The 23,035-nt window shown below is 70.9% G+C and carries 19 protein-coding genes; 12 read left to right on the top strand and 7 right to left on the bottom strand.

All coding sequences use genetic code 11. The features are described from left to right. Positions 1-476: 476 nt before the first annotated feature. The 6 genes from WME76_RS21800 to WME76_RS21775 all read left to right on the top strand — a co-directional run bounded on the left by WME76_RS21800 (position 477) and on the right by WME76_RS21775 (position 8,601). Positions 477-992, top strand: a complete 516-nt coding sequence (locus WME76_RS21800; protein WP_437961999.1) for a hypothetical protein — start codon at positions 477-479, stop codon at positions 990-992. A gap of 252 nt (positions 993-1,244) precedes the next feature. After that, positions 1,245-3,119 carry an IgGFc-binding protein gene (locus WME76_RS21795; RefSeq protein WP_437961998.1) on the top strand — a complete coding sequence of 625 codons (1,875 nt, stop codon included), beginning with the start codon at positions 1,245-1,247 and terminating at the stop codon, positions 3,117-3,119. Between the two features lie 679 nt (positions 3,120-3,798). Then, positions 3,799-4,971, top strand: coding sequence for a sugar ABC transporter substrate-binding protein (locus WME76_RS21790; protein ID WP_437961997.1), 1,173 nt, complete (start codon positions 3,799-3,801; stop codon positions 4,969-4,971). Between the two features lie 35 nt (positions 4,972-5,006). Continuing rightward, a complete protein-coding gene (locus WME76_RS21785) occupies positions 5,007-6,575 on the top strand; it encodes a sugar ABC transporter ATP-binding protein (protein WP_437961996.1) in 1,569 nt (522 codons plus the stop codon). Continuing rightward, positions 6,572-7,627, top strand: a complete 1,056-nt coding sequence (locus tag WME76_RS21780; RefSeq protein ID WP_437961995.1) for an ABC transporter permease — start codon at positions 6,572-6,574, stop codon at positions 7,625-7,627. The genes WME76_RS21785 and WME76_RS21780 overlap by 4 nt, the downstream gene beginning before the upstream one ends. A gap of 5 nt (positions 7,628-7,632) precedes the next feature. Next, on the top strand, positions 7,633-8,601 hold the full coding sequence (locus WME76_RS21775; protein ID WP_437961994.1) for an ABC transporter permease: 969 nt from the start codon (positions 7,633-7,635) through the stop codon (positions 8,599-8,601). A 185-nt stretch (positions 8,602-8,786) separates the two neighbouring features. Here WME76_RS21775 and WME76_RS21770 read toward each other — a convergent pair whose 3' ends face one another. The 4 genes from WME76_RS21770 to WME76_RS21755 form a co-directional block, all read right to left on the bottom strand. After that, positions 8,787-10,220 (bottom strand): DUF1552 domain-containing protein, encoded by a 1,434-nt coding sequence (locus WME76_RS21770; protein WP_437961993.1) that lies wholly within the window; start codon positions 10,218-10,220, stop codon positions 8,787-8,789. After that, positions 10,217-11,848, bottom strand: a complete 1,632-nt coding sequence (locus WME76_RS21765; protein ID WP_437961992.1) for a DUF1592 domain-containing protein — start codon at positions 11,846-11,848, stop codon at positions 10,217-10,219. The genes WME76_RS21770 and WME76_RS21765 overlap by 4 nt, the downstream gene beginning before the upstream one ends. A 730-nt stretch (positions 11,849-12,578) precedes the next feature. Next, on the bottom strand, positions 12,579-15,887 hold the full coding sequence (locus WME76_RS21760; protein ID WP_437961991.1) for a protein kinase domain-containing protein: 3,309 nt from the start codon (positions 15,885-15,887) through the stop codon (positions 12,579-12,581). A gap of 152 nt (positions 15,888-16,039) precedes the next feature. Continuing rightward, positions 16,040-16,627 (bottom strand): Uma2 family endonuclease, encoded by a 588-nt coding sequence (locus WME76_RS21755; RefSeq protein WP_437961990.1) that lies wholly within the window; start codon positions 16,625-16,627, stop codon positions 16,040-16,042. 80 nt (positions 16,628-16,707) lie between these two features. Between WME76_RS21755 and WME76_RS21750 the strand changes: the two genes are divergently transcribed. Genes WME76_RS21750 through WME76_RS21730 form a run of 5 tightly spaced genes read left to right on the top strand, consistent with a single transcriptional unit; the run spans position 16,708 to position 21,352 of the window. Beyond that, the gene (locus tag WME76_RS21750; RefSeq protein ID WP_437961989.1) at positions 16,708-17,607 is read left to right on the top strand and encodes a hypothetical protein; all 900 of its coding nucleotides are present in this window, start codon (positions 16,708-16,710) and stop codon (positions 17,605-17,607) included. Then, entirely contained in the window at positions 17,604-18,368 is a 765-nt protein-coding gene (locus tag WME76_RS21745) for a hypothetical protein (protein ID WP_437961988.1), read from the top strand. Before WME76_RS21750 ends, WME76_RS21745 begins: the two co-directional genes overlap by 4 nt. Beyond that, a complete protein-coding gene (locus WME76_RS21740; RefSeq protein WP_437961987.1) occupies positions 18,365-19,051 on the top strand; it encodes a hypothetical protein in 687 nt (228 codons plus the stop codon). The genes WME76_RS21745 and WME76_RS21740 overlap by 4 nt, the downstream gene beginning before the upstream one ends. Next, a complete protein-coding gene (locus WME76_RS21735) occupies positions 19,048-19,746 on the top strand; it encodes a response regulator (RefSeq protein WP_437961986.1) in 699 nt (232 codons plus the stop codon). Before WME76_RS21740 ends, WME76_RS21735 begins: the two co-directional genes overlap by 4 nt. A gap of 52 nt (positions 19,747-19,798) precedes the next feature. After that, complete coding sequence (locus WME76_RS21730; RefSeq protein WP_437961985.1) at positions 19,799-21,352, top strand: sensor histidine kinase; 1,554 nt, start codon at positions 19,799-19,801, stop codon at positions 21,350-21,352. Between the two features lie 52 nt (positions 21,353-21,404). On the opposite strand, the gene WME76_RS21725 is transcribed toward WME76_RS21730, so the two are convergent. Next, positions 21,405-21,611, bottom strand: coding sequence for a hypothetical protein (locus tag WME76_RS21725; RefSeq protein ID WP_437961984.1), 207 nt, complete (start codon positions 21,609-21,611; stop codon positions 21,405-21,407). Between WME76_RS21725 and WME76_RS21720 the strand changes: the two genes are divergently transcribed. Next, a complete protein-coding gene (locus WME76_RS21720; protein ID WP_437961983.1) occupies positions 21,577-21,753 on the top strand; it encodes an ATP-binding protein in 177 nt (58 codons plus the stop codon). The genes WME76_RS21725 and WME76_RS21720 overlap by 35 nt on opposite strands. A gap of 52 nt (positions 21,754-21,805) precedes the next feature. Here WME76_RS21720 and WME76_RS21715 read toward each other — a convergent pair whose 3' ends face one another. Together WME76_RS21715 and WME76_RS21710 are read right to left on the bottom strand one after the other, a co-directional pair. Next, a complete protein-coding gene (locus WME76_RS21715) occupies positions 21,806-22,390 on the bottom strand; it encodes a hypothetical protein (protein WP_437961982.1) in 585 nt (194 codons plus the stop codon). Further along, positions 22,387-23,007: a PD-(D/E)XK nuclease family protein gene (locus WME76_RS21710; RefSeq protein WP_437961981.1), complete on the bottom strand. Its 621-nt coding sequence runs from the start codon at positions 23,005-23,007 to the stop codon at positions 22,387-22,389. The genes WME76_RS21715 and WME76_RS21710 overlap by 4 nt, the downstream gene beginning before the upstream one ends. Positions 23,008-23,035 lie beyond the last annotated feature (28 nt).

Genomic DNA, 23,035 nt, shown 5'->3' with positions numbered 1-23,035 from the left:
CGCGCCGCCGGCCCCGGGCAGCGGTCGCCCCCGCGGGGCCGTCAGCGGAGGCTCCCGGAGGGGCGGCCGCGGTGGCCATTGCCGCTGCTGATGAATTTTGAACGAGATGCGCGCGGAGCGGATAAGCTCGTTCTGTGTGTGCAAGGTAATGCGGCAAGGATGCTTATTGTTCAGAGATGGCATGTCCGTCAAGGCGATTGTTCGTCGCGCGCTGACCTGACCCTCAGTACGGGATCCATTCCCTCAAATTCCCTGAAAATTCACAGGGAGGCGGGGAGGCGGGGAGAGAGAGCTAGAAAATACTCCCCGCCTCCCCGCCTCCCTGTTCAATTCTTCTGCTGAAGAACGCTGCGAATGAGGGGAATCCTCGGGACCTACCCAGCTCCGGGAGCGGTCCTGGTCAAACCAGGATCCATCCATGTCCGGGAAGGTGGCTGGGTCATGCAGGATCCACCTCCGTCATTGACGAGGGCAACGTGCAGACGATCGAGCAGGCCTACGAGCAGGGCCAGATCCGGTTCCCCTTCTGGGCGCACCCGATCCCGAAGTTCATCGCCGGGACCGGCGGCGGCGTCACGGCGGCCAGCCTCAGCTTCGTCGCGACCCTGGCCCAGCCGTTCAACTCGGAGCCGGCGGGGTGCGACGGGCAGCCGAACTACGGCGGCTGCCACACGGACGGCATGAACCGCGGGGACAACGACCTGCGCGGCTGGCTCGAGGAGGGCGGCGCGCGCCTCCCGAAGGGCGAGCACGGCGTCGACAGCTGGATCGACGACGAGGCGACCGTCGCCCAGGTCAAGGAGCTGTACCCGCCCTCGACCGTGATGTGCGAGCGCATGGAGAGCGACCGCAAGGTCTTCCTGGCGGCGATGGCGAAGATCAAGCGGGAGGTGATCCTCGGCACGGACAAGAACGTATACGTGGAGCCGACGATCTGGACGATCGAGTGGGCGCAGAAGTTCTACAAGTACGCGCCGACACGGTCGAACTGAGGCGAGCCTCACGCGCCTGCGCCGCCTGCGCCGCCTGCGCCGCCTGCGCCGCCTGCGCCGCCTGCGCCGCCTGCGCCGCCTGTACCCGGCGCCGCGAAGGCAGGCGCGGCGCGTCGCTCCGTCGGGGACACCGGCTCCGTCGAGGACACGAGAAGATGAAATTGAAGGAGCCTGACGAGGCCATCGAACACGTCACCCGACAAGAATTGCGCGGCGCTTGACAGGTCCCCCGCGACACGATGACTTCAGAGGATGAGGTCGCCCCACATCCACCCGTTTGTTGCGCTGCTGCCCTCAGCCCTCCTCGCCGCCGGCTGCTCCGCCACGTCGGACCTGAACAACGGCCCTCAAGGGAAGCCGTCCACGTCCTCGGACGCGGGCGGCGTGGGGGGCTCGCCGGGGCCGGGCAGCTCGGGGATCGGAGGCCCGGAGCTCGGCAGCGACAGCAGCGGCAGCGGCGGCGCGACGCCCAGCGGCTGCTCCGCGGACATGAGAGACATCGTGGACGCCGAGGGGAACGTCCTCGACGCGTGCCCGCCCGAGCTGGGGTGTTACCAGGGGAGGTGCATCCCCGCGTGCGAGGCCGCGGAGAAGGCGGGCGGATCCATCGGCTGCGATTACCTCGCGCCGTCGCCGCCGTTCTTCGAGAACGAGCGCACCCGCTCCCGTTACAGCGGCGCGTGCCACGCGGTCTTCCTCTCGAACACCTGGGCCCGCCACGCCAAGATCCGCGTCGAGCGCGGCGGCGAGGCGCTCGACCCGGCCAGGTTCGCGTACCTCCCGAGCGGCATCGGCCCGAGCACGACGTACACGCCGCTGCCCGCGGAGGGGATCCCGCCCGGGGAGGTGGCGGTGCTGTTCCTCTCTCACCTGCCGGGGACGTCGACGTCTTACGGCACCCTCGAGTGCCCGCGGCGCCCCGCCGTGCTCGATGACGTGGCGGTCCACAAGAGCGGCGTGGGCACCGCGTTCCAGGTCGCGTCGGATACGCCCGTGTCCGCGTACGACATCATGCCGTACGGCGGGGCGATCAGCTTCCTCCCGAGCGCGTCGCTGCTCTTGCCGCGCAGCACGTGGGGCACCAACTACTACGCCCTGGCGCCGCACGCGCTGGGCACCGGCGTGCTGTGGATGATGCTGGTCGCCGCCGAGGACGACACCACCGTGGAGCTCGTGCCCCGCGCGTCCCTGCCCGAGGGCGGCGGGGTGCCGGCCGCGCCGGCCAACGTCGCCACGCAGGTCACGCTCGGCGCCGGCGAGGTCGTGCAGTGGGTGGGCGCGGACCCGAGCGGCGCGGTGCTGCAGTCGAGCAAGCCGATCGGGGTGTGGACCGGCAACACGTACCTGCAGGTGCCGTCCGACACGTCGCCGAGCGGGGGCGGGCAGGACGCCGCCCACCAGCAGATCGCGCCGATCCGGGCCCTCGGCAGCGAGTACGTCGGCGCCGGGGTGGTGTCGCGCCTGTACGATCAGCAGCCCGAGAGCGTCGTGTACCGCCTGCTCGGCGTGGCCGACGGCACGACGCTCGCCTGGGATCCGGCGCCGCCCGCGGACGCGCCGACGACCCTGGACGCGGGCGAGGTCAGCGAGTTCGAGACGACATCGCTGTTCTCGGTGCGCTCGCAGGACGACGAACACCCGTTCATGCTCACGCACTACATGCCGGGCGCTCCGTCCTCCACGCGGCCGGGCTGCGTGGATGAGATCCCGCTCCCCGGGCAGTCGTGCGCGCTCGGGGACGAGGAGTGGGTCATCCAGCTCCCGCCCAAGCAGTTCCTGAAGCGCTATGCGTTCTTCACCGATCCGACCTACGGCACGACCAACCTGGTGATCACCCGGGTCAAGGGGCCGAACGGCTTCTCGGAGGTGGACCTGAGCTGCCTCGGCGAGGTGACCGGGTGGCAGCCGGTCGGGACCGGGGGGCGGTTCGAGGTGGCGCACGTCGATCTGAGCCGCGGCTTCGTGGGAACGAAGGCGGCGTGCGAGACGAGCCAGCACGAGGCGAGCAGCGCGGGGGCGTTCGGGGTCACCGTCTGGGGGACGGACTTCTTCGCTTCGTACGGGTATCCGGCGGGCGGGAACGTGGAGAGCATCAACGACGTGGTGGCGCCGCCGATACCGCAGTAGGCCGTGGCCCTGAGTTGCTACCTCGTGCAGCCGCTCGAGGCGGAGGAGCTCCGCCTCGTCCTCCCGCGGCTCGAGGGGGCCCGCGGTCCCGCCGACGAGCGTTGACATCGAGCATGTGAGCGTTCACAGTCGCGCCTGGTGGCGCGTGACTTCTCTACCGATCCGAACCACTGCCAGGCGACCACGACGCCGGTCGAAGGCGACACGGACGACCTCTCGAATGGCGTCATGTACCAGGGCTGTGACGTGACGTTTCCTGGATCAACCAGCGCGTGCAGCGTGGCTGTATGATGGGACGGCCACGTCGAGGATCTTGACTTTCGGATCGCGTTTGGATTTCCTAGCGGCCAGAAGCTCTCAAGTGGTAGGCGCCACGCGCCTCGCCGATCACGTCATTCGAATTCGATAGTGTTCGCGGAACCCGCGTGGCGCCCCGGGAATTGACGCGCGATGCCGTCGCATCGGCAGATGCTGATGGTTCGCGCCCCAGCGCTTCGACCAGGAGCAACGCGGCGGCACGCGGACATAGCCCTCGTGGCTCGTGAGGGCGAGGACGTGACGACGCGCGGCGGGCAGTAGAGATCTCCATCCGACCATGTCTCTTTTCTCGAAAGGTAGCGGCACGATGTCGATTGGCCAGCTGAAGTCTCGTGGACCGGCGCGGCGCGCAGCGGCGGTGTTGAGCTGTGCGCTCGGGCTCTGGGGCCTCCCTGCCTGCAAAGGGAATCCCGACAGCACGCAGGCCGCAGTGGGCTCCGCCAGCCCCGCGGCCGAGCAGGCGCCGCCGAGCGGGCAGGGGCCCAAGGTCGTGGCAGGGCCCGGCCATAGCCCCGAGTGCTTCGCGCCGTGGAAGAAGGACACCAAATATTTGCAGTGGACGGCGCGAAAGCCGCCGTTCCGCCTCGCGCTCGTCAACGGCTACGTCGGTAACGCCTGGCGCATCCAGATGGTCAAGACGGCCAAGGCCTTCGCCAAGGACCCGGCCATCGCGCCGCTGATCAAGGAGTTCAAGGTGGTGTCGACCGGCACCGACGTCGCGGCCCAGCTCGGTGCGATCGAGGACTTCATCAACCAGGGCTTCGACGGCATCGTCACGCTCGCCGTCAGCCCCGACGGCTTCGATCGCGTGATCCGCCTCGCTGACAAGAAGGACGTCATCCTGGTCCCGTTCGACAACGTGCTCGACACGGACAAGGTGATGCAGGTCAACGAGGACCAGCTCGCGATGGGGCGCCAGTGGGGCGAGTTCCTCGACAAGCAGCTCGGCGGGAAGGGCAAGGTGCTCGAGGTCCGCGGCCTGCAGGGCAACTCCGTCGATCGCGACCGCCACGTCGGCTTCCGCGAGGTCATGGAAGCGCCGGGGAAGAGCTACACCATCGTGGAGGTGGTCGGCAGCTGGGACGACGGCAAGGCTCAGAAGGCGGTGGCCGACGCGCTGGCCGTGCACCGCCAGTTCGACGCGCTCTTCGCGCAGGGCGGCTCGACGGGCGCCGTCCGCGCGCTGCTCGACGCCGGCCACAAGCCGATCCCGGTCGCCACGGAGGCCGAGAACGGCGTGCGCAAGCTGATCGCGAAGCACCACGAGCAGGGCATGAAGGGCCTGTCGCTCGGCCAGTCGCCGGGGCTCGCGGCCATCGCGATGAAGGCGGCGCTCGAGGGCCTGCAAGGCAAGGTCATGCCGCAGATGATCTCCGTGCCGATCCCCGCCGCCGATCACGGCACGCTGAAGGACGGCGAGAACTTCTTCTCCCAGCTCTCCGACAACTTCTTCACGCCCAACGAGTTCCCGCCCTGCGGGGTCAACATCTCGGGCGTGAAGATCATGAACGAGTCGGAATCCGACGTAAAGTAGACCTGAAGGAGCGCCCCCGCGGGCGCCCCAGCACCATGACCGAACCGGTGAGCCCTCCGCTTCTCGAGCTCCGGGCCGTCTCCAAGCACTACGGCGGAGTCACCGCCCTGAGCGGCGTCGACTTCGCCTGCGAGGCGGGGAAGGTGCACGCGATCCTCGGCGAGAACGGCGCTGGCAAGAGCACCCTGATCAAGATCATCGGCGGCGTGGTCAAGCCGAGCGCCGGGGAGCTCCTGGTCCGCGGCGAGCCAGTCCGGTTCGACCACCCGCTCGACGCGAACGCCGCCGGCATCGCCTGCGTCTTTCAGGAGCTGTCCCTGATGCCGACGCTGACCGTGGCCGAGAACATCGGCATCACCATGCCGACCAGCCGCCTCGGGCTCTTCGATCGCAGGGCGCAGGTCCGCAGGGCCGAGGAGCTCCTGGCGCGCGTCGGCTGCGAGGGCGTGAACCCGAACGCCTGGGTGAGCGACCTGCCGCTCTCGCGCCGCCAGATGGTCGAGATCGCGAAGGCGCTCGGCAAGCACCCGCGGCTGCTGATCCTGGACGAGGCCACCTCCGCGCTGACGAGCAGCGACGTCAAGAAGGTCTATCAGCTCCTGGCCGATCTCAAGGCTCAGGGCGTCGGCATGCTCTACATCTCGCACCGCATGCACGAGATCAAGGAGCTCGCGGACGTGATGTCGGTCTTCCGCAACGGTCGGCACATCGAGACCTTCGCCAGGGGCCAGCACAGCGACGATCAGATCGTGGAGCTCATGATCGGCCGTGACATGGGTCACGTCTTCCCGCCGAAGCCGGCGGCGCGCAGCTCCCCGGCGACGCTGCTCGAGGTGCGCGACCTGAGCTGGGAGCGGCAGCTCGAGGACGTGTCGTTCAAGCTCGGCAAGGGGGAGATCCTCGGCATCGGCGGGCTCGACGGCCAGGGCCAGCGCGAGCTGCTGCTCGCCCTGTTCGGTGTGCTCAAGGATGTGCGCGGCGAGATCGAGATCGACGGCAAGCCCATCAAGCTCACGAGCCCGCGCCAGGCCAAGGACCGCGCGCACGGCATCGCCCTCGTGCCCGAGGACAGAAAGACCGAAGGCCTGATGCTGCCGATGGCCATCGGCGCGAACATGTCGCTGGCCTCGCTCGACAGGTTCACGAGCGGCGTGGTGCTCGACCGCCAGCGCGAGGCCGCGCGCGTCGATGAGATGGTGCGCCGCATCCAGATCAAGGTCGGCTCGCTCGACCACCCGGTGTCGTCGCTGTCCGGGGGCAACCAGCAGAAGGTCGTGCTGGCCAAGTGGCTGATGACGGAGCCGCGGCTGCTGATGCTCAATGACCCCACCCGCGGCATCGACGTCGGTACGAAGCAGGAGATTTACCAGCTGCTCCGCGAGCTCGCGGACGCCGGCACATCCATCCTCTTCTACAGCACGGACTACGACGAGCTGATCGGCTGCTGCGACCGCGTGCTCGTCTTCTACCAGAACCGCGTGCAGGGCGAGCTCGTGGGACCCGACATCACCGAGAAGAACATCCTGGACCTGGCCCTCGGTCTGCGCGGCGGGCCCGAGCGCGCGAAGCCCGAAGCCGAGCGCGCGCCATCAGAGGCACGATGAAGGACTGGAGGCTCCGCCTACGCCAGAACCAGGGCCTGCTCGTGGCCGTCGGTCTGTGCATCTTCTTCTACGGGCTCTACTCGCTGTCCCATCCCAAGGGGTTCAGCGCGTCGCTTGTCGGGCAGAACGCCAACGAGTCGTTCGTGCTGGTGGCGGCGGCCATGGCCCAGACGATCCCCGTGCTGACCGGCGGCCTGGATCTGTCGGTGGGCGCGGTGATCACGCTCGTCAACTGCGTGGCCTCGCACGTCCTCGCCGGCAGCGCGCTCGAGAAATTCCTGGGGATCCTGCTGTGCCTGGCCGTGGGCATGTCGGCGGGCCTGCTCAACGGCTGCCTCGTCGTGTACGGCCGCCTGCAACCGATCATCGCCACCCTGGCCTCGGGCACGATCTTCATCGGCATCGCGCTGTTCCTGAGACCGACGCCCGGCGGCCAGGTCGATGGCGATCTGGCGTTCGCGGCAACCTTCGATCTCAACGAGCTGCTGCAGGCCGCGGGCGCCGCGCCCCTCGACGGCGCGCTGGGCTTCATCGGCGAGATCCCGACGCCCGCGATCTGGATGGCGCTGCTCGCGCTGCTCTGGACCTACTACCGCCGCACCCGCTACGGCCTCGGCGCTTACGCCGTCGGCGCGTCGCAGGAGGCGGCGTACATGTCCGGCGTCCGCATCAAGCGCGTCAAGCTGGCCGCGTACACGCTGTCGGGGTTCTTCGCCAGCGTCGGCGGACTCTACCTCGCGCTGCAGACGACGTCCGGAAACGCCGACATCCCACAGGCCGGCTCTTACACGCTGAACTCCATCGCCAGCGTCGTGATCGGGGGCACGTCGCTGTACGGGGGGATCGGCGGCGCCGTGGGATCGCTCTTCGGCGCGCTGGTGCTCCGCTCCGTCGCCTTCAACTTCCGCGTCTTCAACGAGGGCTCGGCGCTGGGCTTCCTCGCCAACCCGCTCTACCAGCCGCTGTTCGAGGGGCTCATCCTGCTGGCGGCCGTCTGCCTCGGCGCGCTCTGGGTCGTCCGCGTCAAGAACCGGCTGCACGTCTTCAGGTGAGCTCGATGCAACAGCTCCCCTCCCTCAAGCGCCGTCTCGGCGAGATCGACAGGCCCACCTGGTACGCGCTGCTGTCGATCGGCGTCGTCCTCGTGATCGGCTCGATCGGCACGCTGATCACCCAGGGCACGCTGAGCTTCCTGAGCCCGTACTACATCCTGCAACAGCTGCAGATCGCCGCCTTCCTGGGCGTGGCCGCCACGGGCATGATGATCGTGATCCTGCTCGGTCACATCGATCTCTCGCTGCCGTGGGTGCTCACCTCGAGCGCCATGCTGGCCGCAGGGCTCGGCGGCTGGGCCGCGCTGCCCTACGGCCTGGCCGTCGGCGCCGCCGCGGGTCTGGTCAACGGGCTCGGCGTCGCCTACCTGCGCGTGCCCTCGATGATCTTCACGCTGGGCACGAACACCGTGCTTCAGGGGCTGATGGTGCTCTACACCGGCGGCTTCGCGCCGCGCAGCGAGGCACCGGAGTGGATGGAGGTCCTGGCCGTGGGCAAGACGCTCTCCATCCCGAACTCGCTGTTCGTCTGGATCCTGGTCGGCGGCGTCGCCACCTTCGTGCTGAAGAAGACCGCGCTCGGCCGCTACATCTATGCCGTGGGCAACCAGGAGCAGGCCGTTTATTTATCGGGCGTCAGGACTCACCTGGTGCTGATCGGCGCCTTCGTGATGTGCGGCGTGTGCTCCGCCATCACCGGCATGCTGCTGGCGGGTTTTTCGCACAAGGCCTACCAGGCCATGGGCAACGACTACCTCATGCCGGCCATCGCCGCCGTGGTGATCGGCGGAACCAACATCATGGGCGGCCGCGGGACGTACCTCGGCACCGTCCTCGGCACGATCCTGATCGTGCTGCTCCAGAGCATGCTCAGCGTGCTGCAGATGCCCGAGGCCGGCCGCCAGATCATCTACGGCGCCGTGATCATCGCCATGCTGCTGGTCTACGGCCGACAGCACCAGGAGGGACGATGATCCCTGCCGAGCGCCGTGCCCCGCGCCGACGCCGCCGGCAGCGAGGCTCACCGTCCGGCGATGGCGCTCAGGCGCCGAGGAATCGAGAAAATTGAACAGGGAGGCGAGGAGACAGGGAGTATTTCTTCCTCCCCGTCTCCCCGCCTCCCTGTGAATTCCTGAAGAATTTGAGGGATGCCTCAGGCTCAGGCGAGCATGTCGTCGATGGGCCCGGAGCCGTCGCCCTCACCGAAGTTCTCCGTCCACTCGGTCTTGTCCCGAACGGCGGCGGCGATGAGGCCGTTGAAGAGGCGGTTGTTCGTGACGCCTCCGGCGTCGATGTACTCCCCCTGTTTCAGGTAGCCGCCGCCGTTCCCGGCGATGATCGTCGGCACGTTGCGGAAGCTGTGCGACGGGCCGTCCGCGACGTGGTTCGTCCACATGATGATGGACTTGTCGAACAGGTCGCGCGCCTTGAACTGATCGAGGCCGTGGAGCAGCGTCTGCATGCGGAGCACGTCGATCTCGGCGTGCGCTTGCTCGGCCGTCGGGTTGCTGCCCGAGGACGCGTCCGACTGCACGCGGTGGCTGAGGTGGTGGAAGGGCCAGCCGAGCTTCTCGTTTGCCGGCACCGCATACTTCGTCTGATCCGTGCCGTCGCCGTGCTGCAGCGTCGCCACGCGGTTGAAGTTGCAGGCGAACGCCAGCGCCACGAGCTCGAGGTGGAGCTTCGCGACGTCCTCGATCATGCCGTCCGTCTTGAACGCGAGGCCGCCCTCGAGCGCCTCGAGCTCCGACGTCGCGAGGCCCGCCTTGGTGCAGGTCCCGCCCATCTCGCCCATCGTGACCTCGGCGTCGCGGATGGAGTCGAAATGCTGCTGGAGGCGCTGCTTGTCCGCGGAGCTCAGCGCCGACATGCGCATCAGGCTGCTCAGCTCCTCCCTCACGAAGTCGTTCGCGCTCTTGCGGCTGCGGATGAGCTCCTCCGCGACCTGCGAGCCGTTACCACCACCGCTGTTGCCCGTCAGGCCGACGAGCTTGGCGTAGAGCGTGTACGGGTTGTCGTCCGCCGAGCGCACCTGCCCGGAGCCACCGCCCTTGAAGGAGATGCGCTCGGCGATGTACCCGTTCCTTCGGTTGCCGGCGTAGAGCGTGAGCGGCTCGGCGCCGCCCTCGTTCACCAGCTCGGCGATCACCACATCCGCGGACACCCCGGTCGAGGATGCGGTCCTGCCGCCGCCTGACGCCGGGCGCGCGGTGAGCGCCTGACACAGCCCCTGCGCGTGGCCGCAGTTGGTGGGGCCCCCCATGGGGAAGTTGATCCCGCGGATGAACAGCAGGTTCGAGGCGTGAGGCGCGAGCACGTGCGTCGCCTTCTCCGTCATGGCGGCGAGCCCGTCTGTCGTGAGCGCGCCAGTCTTCTCCGGGAAGAACTTGCTACCCACCACGCCGCACGCCGCGACGATGTAGAGGCTGAACACGGGCGCGTTGTCCGCGGCCCAGGCGGAGCGCGACGGCAGGCCCTCGAGGAACGGAAGGGCGATGGCAACGCCGCCGGCGCGCAGGAACGCGCGCCGATTGATGCCGCGCCGGGGCGCCACGTTCGGATGATTGAGGTTCGTCACGATCTTGGAGTTCACAGCGGGCCTCCCACGCGAGTGCGGAATGCTTCGTTCTTCACGAGCTCGAGCATCATCTCCTTCACCGAGCCGCTGGCGCCGCGGCTCACCTCGGCGAGCGTCTCGACGAGCGGCAAGTCCGACGGGACGACGTCGCGCTGCAGCGCGAAGCTCGCCAGCTTCTTGGCGTAGCAGAGGTGAGCCTGCTCGCCCTCCGCCATGTGGTGCATCAGCTCGCCGGCGTCCGCGAACGGCTTCGCTCCCTCGGAGAAGGAGTAGACTCCGCTGCTGTCGATCGGCAAGCCTCCGTTCTCCTCGTCCCTGTATTGCCCCATGCCGTCGAAGTGCTCGAAGGCGAAGCCGACGGGGTTGATGAGCTCGTTGTGGCACGAGCCGCCGCATGCGGAGGTGAGCCGCGTGATGCGTTGACGGTTCGTCTGCCCGGGCTCGAGCGGCGGGACCGGCGGAATGTTGGGGGCCGGCGCGCCGAGCGGCGTGCACAGCACGTCGAGGTTGATGCTGACGCCGCGGTGGATCGAGTCCGACTCGTCGTTCAGGGCGTTCAGCGTCAGGTAAGGGAGCTGCGAGAAGAAGCCGACGCGATCGGGGCCGAGGTCTCGCTCCACGATGTCGCGGCCGCTCGGCTGAAGGCCGTAGAGGCTCGCCATCCCCGGCCCAACGAAGCCGTTGGTCGACGTGAGGATCTCTTTGACACCGAGGCGCTCGGTGAAGATCTTCTCGAAGAACAGGTACGCGCTCTCCTCGTACTCCGCGTTCAACGATTCGTTGTAGCTCGGCACGCCGAGCTTGCTGATCGTGGCGTAGCGGTCGAAGTGGAGCAGCTCGCGATGGAAGTACCGCATGGCCTTGGCCGCAGCGGGCTCCTCCAGCATGGACTCGGCGACCTTGGCGATCGCCTCCGGCGTCGTGAGCGTGGACGCCTTGTCGAGCAGGTCGTCGTCCGGCGCGGCGTTGCGCAGCCAGAGCGAGAGCTTCGCCGCGATCTCGTAGCCGTCGAGCGGCTTGCGAGCCTCGCCGAGCTCCGTGCGGTAGAGGAAGTGCGGCGACTGGAGCATCGTCCGGATCACGAGCTGCGCGCCCTTGGCGAAGGTGCTCTTCGTGCCGGACATCGCCGCGCCGGTCTCGAAGAGCGCCGTGTACCCGGCGACCTCGGCGTCCGTCAGCGGGCGGCGGTACGCGCGGCGCCCCACGGTCTCGATGAAGCCGGCCGCGTCCGTGCCCGGGTAGACGTCGGCGAGCGCCTCATCCGAATCCGTCACCTCCTCGGCGAGCTCCTCCGCGGCCGACTGGTAGTCGCTCCACGAGCGCTGGTTCACGCTCAGCAGGTGCTCGTTGTTCGTGAAGTCCGTCGTGCCGGCGACGGGCTTCTCGAACCCGTCCGACAGCGACGAGGGAGCGGCGAGGTTCAGCACCACCTGCACGCTGCTCGCCCACTGCGAGTTCGTGAGGCGCACGAGCCGGTGGTATTGCGGCGCGCCCGGCATGTCGATGCCGCGCGCCACGCCGCCGCTCGGCGCAGGGCCGCCGCTGCTCTCCTCCTCGTCGTGGCCCAGGGAGCCCGTACACCCCGCGAGCAGGAGCGCCGTGACGCAGAGCCCCGCGCCGAGCGCCCGCTTGCGGCGCGTCATGCTGGTTATCGAAAAAGACGGTGGGGTCATCATTGTCTCCTGACTGACCTCTGGTGACTGGGCAGTTCCGTTCGGGTGACCTGCGCTGCAACGACCATCGTGCTCGCCGGAGCGGGGCGCGTGGTCCCCCTTCGATGGCACGACGCCTTCACTCCACAACCTGCGGTTGCCATCCGGACGCTTCTCCGGAGCATGAAGCGATCGTCCTCGGTGATTCGATGACCGATGTCCGGAGCTCACGACAGACGCCGAACAGGCGAGGCCGGTCGTGTTCTCCTGCGGAAGACCCCTCTCGAGACGCCGAGTTCCATCGATCGGCGATCGCTTCCGCGACGACAGAGCGAACGCAATTGCTGCGGAAATCGTTCAGATGACGAAGGTCTCGGTGGACACGACGAGACCCCGAAAGCGAAGCAGAAGGATAGCCTACGGTCCAAATGTGAGCGATCACATTTGAGGTGTCAATTCCAATCGGCCGGTCCGCGGATCTCGTCGAGCCCGCGGGAGGACTGACTGGCGGTGCGCCGCGTCAAGAGAGGCAGACGCTGCGCCCAGTCGTGTGAACGCCCACATGCTTGTCATCAGGATTGGATTTTTGAACGAGATGAGGCCGGGCGGCGGAGGAGAGGAGAAGAGTCAAGCCCGTTTGGGCAGCGCGGGGAGGCGGCGAGTCCTGTCCTCCCCTGTATGTCCCTGTCCCGCTGGCCCTCTGTCCCGCTGGCCGGACCGCTCAGGGCAGGCGCTGGTCCCAGCCGAGCATCACGCGCATGTGGGTCACCTGCGTCCTCGGCGGCGAGGGCGCGACGAGCAAGATCCTCCCGTCGGGCGCCACGGTGTAGCTCTGGAGATCCGGATCGGCCTGCCCGAACGGCCTGTCGTGGATCACGACAGGCGGCCCGACCGGGCGGGCGTCGACGGGGGAGACGGGCGCAGCGTACAGCTTTCCCTCCGCACGGTAATAGATCCGCGTGCCGTCCGGGGCCCAGGCGGGCTCGGTGCCCTCGCGGGGCGAGATCTGCCGCTTCACCTTGCCGTCAGGGAACGAGACCACGTAGACCTGACGCACGCCGGCCTCGTCGGACGTGTACGCGAGCCAGCGGCCGTCGCGAGAGAAGCGGGGATAACGATCGTCGGACGGGCCGACGATGAGCTCACGCGGCCGCGCGGGGTCGTCGAGGGAGAAGACACGGATGTCGCGGGGGGAGCGGCCGTCGGGCGACATCGACAGGGCGACGTGCCGGCCGTCGGGGGACCAGTCGACCGCGAGGGCGAAGTTGGCCAGGCCGTCGGCGAGGCGGCGCTCCTCGCCCGTGGCGAGCGACTTCACCCACGCGCCGAAGCGCCCGTCGCGCATGCCGCTGAACGCAAGCCAGGCGCCGTCGGGCGAGATCGCGGCCGACTCGACCTCGTTGTCGAACACGATACGATCGAAGATGCCACGGCCCTCCTCGCGCACGTAGGCCGTGTACGTGTCCTCCTTGAGGATCACCGAGAGCTTCTTGCCGTCCGCGGAGAAGCGCGGCTCGGCGAAGGGCAGGGGATCGTCGATGAACGGCGCCGCCTTCCCATCGTCGCCCAGCCACGCGAGCTGGCTCTCCTCGTGGAAGACCGCGCCGGGCACCCAGACGAGCGTGCCCTCGTCGGAGACATCGAAGAACGAGGCGTAATCGGTGCCGTCGGTGAGCACGCCGTCCACGATGGCGTGCTCGGGGCCGGCGAGCCGCGAGGCGCCCACGTCGAACCGGGCCGCGTAGATCGTCCCCTTGCGCTCCCAGAGGAGGTGATCGCCGCGCGAGGTGCGGGCGAATCGGGGGGTGGAGCCGCTCTGGACCACGGTGGCGCGGGCGCCTGTCGAGAGGTCGATCGCCTCGATCCGGGTGTCCTTCTTGCCGCCCCAGGAGGTGAACAGGACAGCCCGGTTGCCGGGGAGCACGCACGGGAGCACCTGCGCGAAGTCGCCGAGGTCCGGGCGAACCTCGGTGACGAACCGGACGTCGCCGCCCTGCGCGGGGATGCGCGCCAGCCCGCGGCCCCACTCCGGGAAGAACGACACGAGCCCGTCCGTCCCCCAGGCGGCGCCCGCCGACCACGCGGCGCTGGAGAGCCGCTCGCTGTTGCCGCCGAGGAGCCGGCGCTTCCAGAGCTCGCCGCCGCGGTAGAAGGCGACCCACTCGCCGTCGGGAGAGAGGGTCGGATCCCAGCCCTCCTCGGTGCCGCGGAGCAGCGACGCGCTCCCTTCCTCGAGGTTCCGGTACCAGAGGCCGAAGACGCCGTCCGCGCCCGCCGCGCCGAAGACGACGCGGCCGCCGCCGTCGGAGACGGCGAGACGCAGCTTGGTCAGGGGCGCCTGAGGGGCCGGGTACAGGAGATCGAACTGGCGCGCGGGCGCGGCGGGCGCGGGGGTGTCGAGGGCGCGCAGGAGCCCGGCGGAGGCCGCGGCGCCGGCGCCGACGAGCGCGGCGCCGGCCGCGGCGCGCGCGAGCCGCCTGCGGCCGGCAGAGGGCGCGGCGCGCGCGGGGGCGGGCTGGGGTGGAACGGCCGAGGGACGGCCGGCGGGCGCGGGGGCGGCGGAGGGGCGGCCGGCGGCGCGGCTGGCCGGCGGGGGCGGGACGGAGGAGGGGCGGCCGGCGGCGAGGGCGGCGGCGGCGCGGCTGGCCGGCGGGGGCGGGACGGAGGAGGGGCGGCCGGCGGGCGGGGGGGCCGCGGCTGAAGGACGGCCGGCAGGGGCGGCCGGCGCGGGGGCGGCGGCGCGGGCGGCAGGGGCGCGGGCCGAGGCGGCGGGAGCGGCGGCGGCGGAGGGCGCGGGAGCCTTCGCGGCGGCGCTGGCGGGCGACGGGAGGCGCGGCGCGGCGGCGCCGGGAGGCGCGGGGGCCACCGCAGCGGCGCCGCCGGCGCGCGCGGGGTGCGCCGGCGACGACGGCAGCGTGGCGCGGGTCTGACGCAGCTCGAGCAGCGCCTCCTCGAGCTCCAGGCAGGCGTGGCCGATGTCCGGCAGCCGCCGGGCCGGATCCTTCGCGAGGCAGCGCCGCAGCAGGTCGAGGACGCGCGGGGGGACCTCGGGCGGCACGAGGGCCATGTCGGGCTCGCGCTCGAGCGTTGTCGCGAGCCGATCCGCCACGGTCTCGCCCGGGAAGGCGACCTCGCCGGTCAGGCACTCGTACAGGAGCACCCCGAACGCGAAGATGTCCGCGCGCCGATCGACGCTGCGGCCCCGGATCTGCTCGGGGCTCATGTACCCCGGCGTGCCGAGGATGATGAACGGGAGCGTGAGCGTCGTGGACGACATCGGGGGCGCGCCGTCGTCGGCGTCCGGCTTCACCGCGCGCGCGATGCCGAAGTCGACCAGCTTGGCCTTGCCGTCGCGCGTGAGCAGGACGTTGCTGGGCTTGAGATCCCGGTGGATGAGCGCCGCCTCGTGCGCCGCCTCCACGCCCCGGCCGATCTGGAGCGCGAGCGGCAGCGCCTCCAGCACCGGGAGCGGGCCGCGGGAGAGCCGCTCCGAGAGCGTGGAGCCGACGACGAGCTCCATGACGAGGTAGTCGGCGTCGTCCTGCTCCAGGCCGTAGACGGTCGCGATGTTGGGGTGGGAGATGGAGGCGAGCAGCTTGGCCTCGCGCCGCAGCCGCGCGCGCTGCCCGGGATCGTCCGTGACCGCCCGCGGGAGCGCCTTGATCGCGACAGGCCGCTGGAGGCGCGTGTCGCGCCCGGAGAAGACGATCCCCATGCCGCCCCGCGCGAGCAGCCCGGTGATCTCGTACGCGCCGATCCGCCGCCCCACCATGGCCGCGAGATCGGCGTCCTCCCGCGTCGGCTGGTCGAACGCGCGCCGGTGGCCCTCGGTCGCGTCGCCCTCCGCGCCGTCCAGCGGGTCCGGCGCGACGGATGTCGTTGTGCGAGGCGGCTCCGCGGCGCCCGGCGCCCCGGCGCTGACCGCCCCCGACGCATGCAGCTCGGAGCTGCCAGCGCGCTCCAGCGTTCGGCCTTGCTCTCCGCCCGGTACGCCGGCATCACCGACGTGCGCGTCGCTGTTGGCCTTCACACCACGTCTCCTGGAGGTGGCCCAGGATAGCTCGGCGCACGCGCGACGCGCCTTCAGAAGATCGCGCCGAGGTCGGCAGGTGGCGTGGTCCAGCTCACGCGTGCTGGGCGCGTGGAGGTGTGCTGGGCAGTCGGCGGGGAGCTCGCGCGGCGCTACGCGGCCTCGTCCCCGAAGAGCGCGTCCATGTCCAGCTCCACCTCCACGAACGGCTCTGCCCTGACGCGCTCGCCACGCTCGGCGGTGAGGATCAGCAGATAGCCTTCGGACGTCCACCGGTAGACCAACAACGTCTGGTCGTCGGGATCGACCATCCAGTAGTGCGGTACGCCGCATCGCTGGTAGACGCGCATCTTCTTCACCCGATCGTTGCGCGCGGTGGTGGGCGAAAGGACCTCGCACACCCAGTCGGGCCGCACCGGGATCGGGGTCGTCTCCGGCAGCTCGGGCAGCCGCTCGCGCCGCCATCCGAGCACGTCGGGTCGATAGACCTGCTCCTCCTCGAGCCGCACCTCGGTCTCGGTCACGATCCACCACCCGCCCGGGAGCCGCCCGCCCGGCCGCCGGTCGTAAGGATCGCCGATGCGACCGCCGAGGACGCGCTGCGCTCTCCCGTGGGGGCCGCTGGGCATCGCCTTGCGAACGAGCTCTCCGTCGACGATCTCGTGAAAGCGCTGCTCCTCCGGGATGGCGAGCAGATCCGCGAGGCTGGCCCGGGGCCCGAGCGTGACGGCGACCGACATCCGGCGAGCATACCGCGCGCGCCGCTGGCCCGCAGGCCGACACCGCGGCCGGCCTCTGTCCGAGGCGCCGCGCGGCGTGCGTGCTCCCGGTGCGCGGGGCGCTCCGGCCGCTGCGGGCGACCCGCCACAACTTCGCCACAACCTCTCCGCGCCTGTTCCTCGTCGAGGGCGCGGGCGCGCCTCGCGCGGGGGGTACTCCCATCGATGCCTGCGGCGGCACGCGAGCGTGCCGCGCAGCGCTCACCCCCACGGAGGTCCTCGTGCAGGCGCAAGCCCCCTGTCTCCCCATCGCATCCTCGCCGGAGTCCGGCGCGGAAGTCGGCATTCCCGAGCCCGAGGAGCGTCGTGACGGCGCTCCGGCCGTTTCCTCGACCGGCGCCGCCGCCGAGCCATTGGCGCACGGCGAAGTTGCCGGCTGGACAGCCGCGCTCCTCGCCGAGCGATCGCCCTCGCTGCTCCGCGACGACATGACCCGGTTCGGGATCGGCGTCGGCCTCGCGTCGCTCTATGGCCTGGCGCTCGGCGCGCGGCAGGGCGGCGTGTCGCTCGTCCAGCACGCCGCCGGCGTGCCCGCCGCCGTTGTCGCCGTCGCGGGCCTCGGCGTGCCGGCGCTCCTCATCGTCCTCACGCTCTTCAACGCGCCGCTCGACCCGCCGCGCGCCCTCTCCGCCACGGCGCGCGCCGCGGCGGCGACGGGCCTCGTGCTCGGCGGCCTCGCGCCGGCTGCCGCGCTGTTCGTCGTCACGAGCGGGTCGGATCTGACCGCCGCGCTCATGGGGCTGCTCGGCCTCGCGGTGGGCGGCGTCCTCGGCGTCCATGTCCTGCTGCGCGACCTCCGGGCCGCCCTCCGGGGCAACGGCAGCCTCGCCCTCCTGGCCGGGCACGGCGCCGCGCTCCTCGGGTTCGCGGGGTTCGCTGTCGCGCTCGCCCTGCGCGTCTGGTGGGCGACGCTCCCGATCCTGAAGGCAGGTGTCCTGTGAGCGCCGCCGTCATCAGCCGCCTCCTCCGGGCGCCCTCCGACATCGCTGCGAGCTGCCGCGAGGACCGGGACACCCGCGCCATCGCCCTCGCGTCGCTCGGCGCCATCGCCCTCGGCTCCGCCGTGTTCGGCGGCGTGATCGGCAGCTTCCGCGGCGGGGAGCAGATCCTCTACGCGGCCATCAAGGTGCCGCTCGCGATGCTGATCACCCTCGCGCTCTGCGCCCCCGCGCTCCACGCGCTCGCGGCCGTCCTCGGCCGCCCCCGGCCGATGCGGTCGGTCATCGCCCTCGCCCTCGCGTCGGCGGGCCGCTCCTCGCTCGTGCTGCTCGCGTTCGCGCCCGTGCTCTGGCTGCTCATCGACCTGGGGCTCGGCTACCACGCCTCCTCGGTCGTCGCCTGGCTCGCCTACGCCGTCGCGGGCCTCGCCGCGCTCGGCGTGCTCGTGCGCGGGATCGGCGCGGGCCCGGGCCGCGTGCTCACCGCGGTCGCCTTCATGGCCGTGTTCTTCGCGGTCGGCGGTCAGGCCGCGTGGATCCTCCGGCCCTACCTCGGGCGGCCGAGCGAGAAGACGGTCCCCTTCCTGCGCGCCCGCGAGGGGAGCTTCTCCGACGCGCTCGTCCGGAGCTGCCGCTCCGCGCTCGGGATCTATGACGACCACGGGCGCCCGCCCGATCCGGACGACTACCCGTGCGGCTACCCGTACCCGTATGAGAGCCAGGAGTGCCCCGCGGGCGGCGGCATGACGGAGGGCTCGCGATGAGCCTGCGCGACCTCTCGGTCCTGTACCTCATCGCGGGGCTCGCGTGCGCCGTGGCGGTCTACCGCGCGTCGCCCGGGGATCGCCGCCGCGCCGCCCTGTCCGCGGCGCTCTGCGTGCCGCTCTGGCCCATCTGGGCGCCCGTCGCGCTCACCGCGCGCCGCGCGGAGCCCGGCGGCAGCCCGGGCACCGCCGCGGCCGCCGCGCGCGTGCAGGGCGCGCTGCGCGAGGGGGTCAGCGCGTGCGCCGGCACCTCGTTCGAGGCGCTCCTGTCGCGCGAGGCCGCCTCGCGGATCGAGGCCGAGGTGACGCGCGCCGCCGCCCGCCACGCCGAGCTCGACGCGCTGCTCCGCCAGAGCGGCTTCGACGAGGCCGCCGCGGCGGCGCGCGTCGCCGAGATCGAGCGCGGCGGCGCGGGCTCCGGGCGCGCGCTGGCGACGGCGCACCTGCACCTCGAGAACATCCGGCGCCTGCGGGCGATGCGCGACCGCGACGCCCGCGCCCTCGAGGAGCTCGCGGACCTGGTCCAGGCGCTCCGCACGCAGCTCGTCCTGGCGCGCTTCGCCGGATCCACGGTCGAGGGCGTCGGTGGTATCGTGTCCGAGGTCTGGGCGCGCGTGGAGGGCCTCGGCGTCGCCATGGACGCGCACGGCGGCGCCGGGTACGAGGAGCCGATCGAGACGTGAGCAAGCACATCCTGGTCGTCGACGACGAGGCGCGCATCCGTGAGGTCCTGCTCTACGCCCTGCAGAAGGAGGGCTACACCGTGACGGCGGTGGCGGACGGGCGCGCCGCGATCGAGGCGGCGGCGCCCGGGAAGGTCGACCTCGTGGTGCTGGACGTGATGCTGCCCGAGCTCGACGGCCTCGAGGTGTGCCGGCGCCTGCGCGCCGGGAGCCGGACGCCGATCCTGTTCCTGTCGGCGCGCGCCGACGAGGTCGATCGCATCGTCGGCCTGGAGCTCGGCGGCGACGACTACCTCACGAAGCCGTTCTCGCCGCGCGAGCTCGTGGCGCGCGTGCGCGCGCTGCTGCGGCGGGCCGAGGCGCCGCCGCCCGCGCCCACGCCGGCGGAGGCGCGCGCGGCGGTGCTGCGCCACGGGCCGATCGAGGTGGACACGGACCGCCACGAGGCGCGCTACCTCGGGCAGCCCGTGTCGCTCACCGCGACGGAGCTCGGCGTGCTCGGCGCGCTGCTCGAGCGGCCCGGGGTGGTGCTGTCGCGCGGTCAGCTCATGCAGCGCGCGTACCGGTACGACAACCTGATCACGGAGCGCACCATCGACACCCACGTCCGCCGGATTCGCGCCAAGTTCCGGGCAGTTGGCGGTGATCCGATCGCGACGGTCCACGGCGTCGGCTACAAGGTGAATGGGGCGTAGGCCGGGCCGCGGGGCGCCGGGCGGTGCGGCGCCGGGGCGTACGAAGCGTACGGTGAGCGAGCGCCTGCGCCGGGAGCTCGGCCGGATCCGCGTCCGGCTGCTCGTCGTCAACCTGGTGGTGCTGCTCGTGCCGGTGGCGGGGCTCGAGTTCGCGCGCCTCTACGAGCGGCAGCTCCTCGGCTCGCTGGAGCGCGACATGGCGAACCAGGCGGCGCTGGTGGCGGCGATGCTCGCGTCGGGCCTCGACAGGGGCTTCGAGCTCGACGCGCCGGAGCACGGCGACGTGCTGACCCAGGCCGCGCGGCTCACGCGCACGCGCGTGCGGATCCTCGACGGGGCGGGCGCGGTCGTGGCCGACTCGCACGCGAACGGCCCGCCCGAGGGGCCCGAGCCGGCGCGCCCCGTGCTCATCCCGACGCGCGGCTACAGCGGCCATGGTCCGAGCTCGGCCGACCTCATCGAGCTGGCCGAGCGGGTGCAGCCGATCGGCAAGGGCGCGCGCGAGGGCTGGTCCGAGATCCCGGATCGCCCGGAGGTCCACGAGGCGCTCGCCGGGCGGCGCGGCGCGCGGACGCGCGTCCGGGAGCGGCCGCCGGCGGTCTTCCTGTTCCTGGCGGAGCCGATCCGGCGCGGCGGCGAGGTGCTCGGCGCCGTCTACGTGGTCCGCTCGACGCAGCCGGTGCTCGTGGAGCTGCACCGGATCCGGTCGGGCCTCATCCGGGTGCTCGTCGTCGCGAGCCTCTTCACCGGCCTCGTGACGCTGGCGCTCGCGTGGACGATCTCGCGGCCGCTCGGGAGGCTCTCGCGCGCGGCCAAGCGCATCGCCGCCGGCGAGCGCGACATCGAGGTGCCCGTCTCGGGGAGCGGCGAGATCCGGGAGCTCGGCGCGTCGTTCGCGGCGATGAACGAGCGGCTGGGGGCGCGGCTGCGGTACATCTCGGACTTCGCGGCGGACGTGGCGCACGAGTTCAAGTCGCCGCTGACGTCGATCCGCGGGGCCGCCGAGCTGCTCGACGAGGGCGCGGCGGATGATCCCGAGGCGCGGCGGCGGTTCTTGCGGAACATCGAGCTCGACGTGGAGCGGCTCGACCGGCTCGTGTCGAGGCTCCTGGAGCTCAGCCGGATCGAGGCCTCGAGTGAGGCGATGACGGTGCTCGATCTGGAGGCGCTCGTGGGGCGCGTGGTGGAGCGGTGCGCGAGCCGCGAGAGGCCGGTGGTGCTGCGGTACGAGATGCCGAGGCGGCTGATGCGGGCGCGGCAGACGGACCTGGAGACGGCGCTGCTCAACCTGGTGGACAACGCGGTGAAGTTCTCGCCGGCCGGGGAGGCGGTGGTGGTGACCGTGGAGGGCGGGGAGGGCGGGGAAGCCGGGGAGGGGAGGAAGACGGCGAGGATCTCGGTGCGCGATAGAGGCCCGGGGATACCGGCGCAGCATCTGGCGCGCGTCTTCGACAGGTTCTTCACGACCGACGAGAGCCGCAACGGGACGGGGCTGGGGCTAGCGATCGTGAAGAGCGTGGTGGAGGCGCACGGCGGGGCGGTGACCGTGGAGAGCGCGCCGGGGGAGGGGGCGAGGTTCGTGGTGGAGCTGCCGGTGAGGCAGTAGGGGAGGGGGAGGGCGGGCTGCGGGCAGCGCGGGCCGCGGCGGTCCTGTGCGCTCAGCCAGCCAGCACCTTCCGGATCTGCGGCTCGAACACCGTCCAGAAGAACCGCACCGATTCGACTATCTGCGCGCGGTAGGGCGCGAGGTCGTTCCAGTATTCCCCTGTCGCGTGCTCGTGGCGGTATGCGGGCCACCAGGCGGCGGTGGTGGCGAGCTTGTGCGGCTTGATGAGTCTGGCGCGCGTCTTCGACAGGTTCTTCACGACCGACGAGAGCCGCAACGGGACGGGGCTGGGGCTAGCGATCGTGAAGAGCGTGGTGGAGGCGCACGGCGGGGCGGTGACCGTGGAGAGCGCGCCGGGGGAGGGGGCGAGGTTCGTGGTGGAGCTGCCGGTGAGGCAGTAGGGGAGGGGGAGGGCGGGCTGCGGGCAGCGCGGGCCGCGGCGGTCCTGTGCGCTCAGCCAGCCAGCACCTTCCGGATCTGCGGCTCGAACACCGTCCAGAAGAACCGCACCGATTCGACTATCTGCGCGCGGTAGGGCGCGAGGTCGTTCCAGTATTCCCCTGTCGCGTGCTCGTGGCGGTATGCGGGCCACCAGGCGGCGGTGGTGGCGAGCTTGTGCGGCTTGATGAGGTTGGCCTCTCCGAACGCCGCACGAAGCCTCCTCGACAGCTCCCTGCCGTCGTCGAGATCGTAATGTGTCCACACCCCTGTGTAGGGGCAGCTAGGAGGCGTCGTGAAATTGAGATGTCTCGATTTGTGCCACTCCAGGCCGATCCCGACCTTCGGCTCGAGCTCGCCTTCGCTCGATTCGAGCCATTCTGGCAAGATCAAGAAGATCTTCGGCCAGTCATCTTCCAGATCTTTGTAAACTTGTATGTCCGGAGAAAGCTCGGCGGCGAGCCCGGCGATGTCATCTGCGCAAGAGCACAGAAAGGCGTGCGCGAGCTCGGCGACGGGCTCGCCGAGGGCGGCCCACTCCTCGATGAGCGCCTGATGCCGGAGATAGAATACGGCGCGCGGATCGTCGATGCGGTTCATTGGAACTCCCTCTCCAGTGTGGCGAGATAGTTGGACGCCACCTCGCGTCCGTGCGCCGTGGCGCCCTTCGCCGGCGCGCAAGCCAGCGCGTCGCGGAGCATCACGGCGAGTTCGGCGTAGCTGATCGTCTTGAACGCCTCCCGCGCGTCCCCCGTCGCCGTCACGGGCGCTCGTCCCGATGGGGACAGGAAGACGAACAGCGCACCTGGCTCTGGACCGAAGCTCTCGTAAAGCTGGTCGCATTGCTGCGGCTGTTCACGTGCATCGACCTTGTTCTCGATGACGAGGTAGAGCCCAGGTCCAGCGACGACGACATCGGCGCGGGCCTTGCCCTTGCTCACCTCGAGGGCGGGCCGGGCGCGGTTCAGCTCGGCTGTCGGCGGATCGGACGTGCAGCGGCGGAGCAGCGCCTCGAGGAAGCCAGAACCGAAGCCGTGTCGGCCCTGAGGATCGAGCAGCCACGCCAGCAGCGCAGAATGATACGGCTCCTGTCGGCTTTGCCCGAGGATGCTCAGGAGATCGTCCGGTCCGGCTACCCAGTGGCCATCTCTCAGCAGCGCCTCTTGCTCGGCGCGGATCTCGGCGAGCTGTGTCTCCCACGCGGCGACCTGTGTCACGCGCGTCTCCTGCTCCCTCGCCACGATG

The organism is Sorangium sp. So ce119 (assembly GCF_051524405.1).
In the GTDB taxonomy this organism is placed as follows: domain Bacteria; phylum Myxococcota_A; class Polyangia; order Polyangiales; family Polyangiaceae; genus Sorangium; species Sorangium cellulosum_G.
The sequence above is the reverse complement of the archived record's forward strand: the minus strand, read 5'-3'. Positions and strand labels throughout refer to the sequence as shown.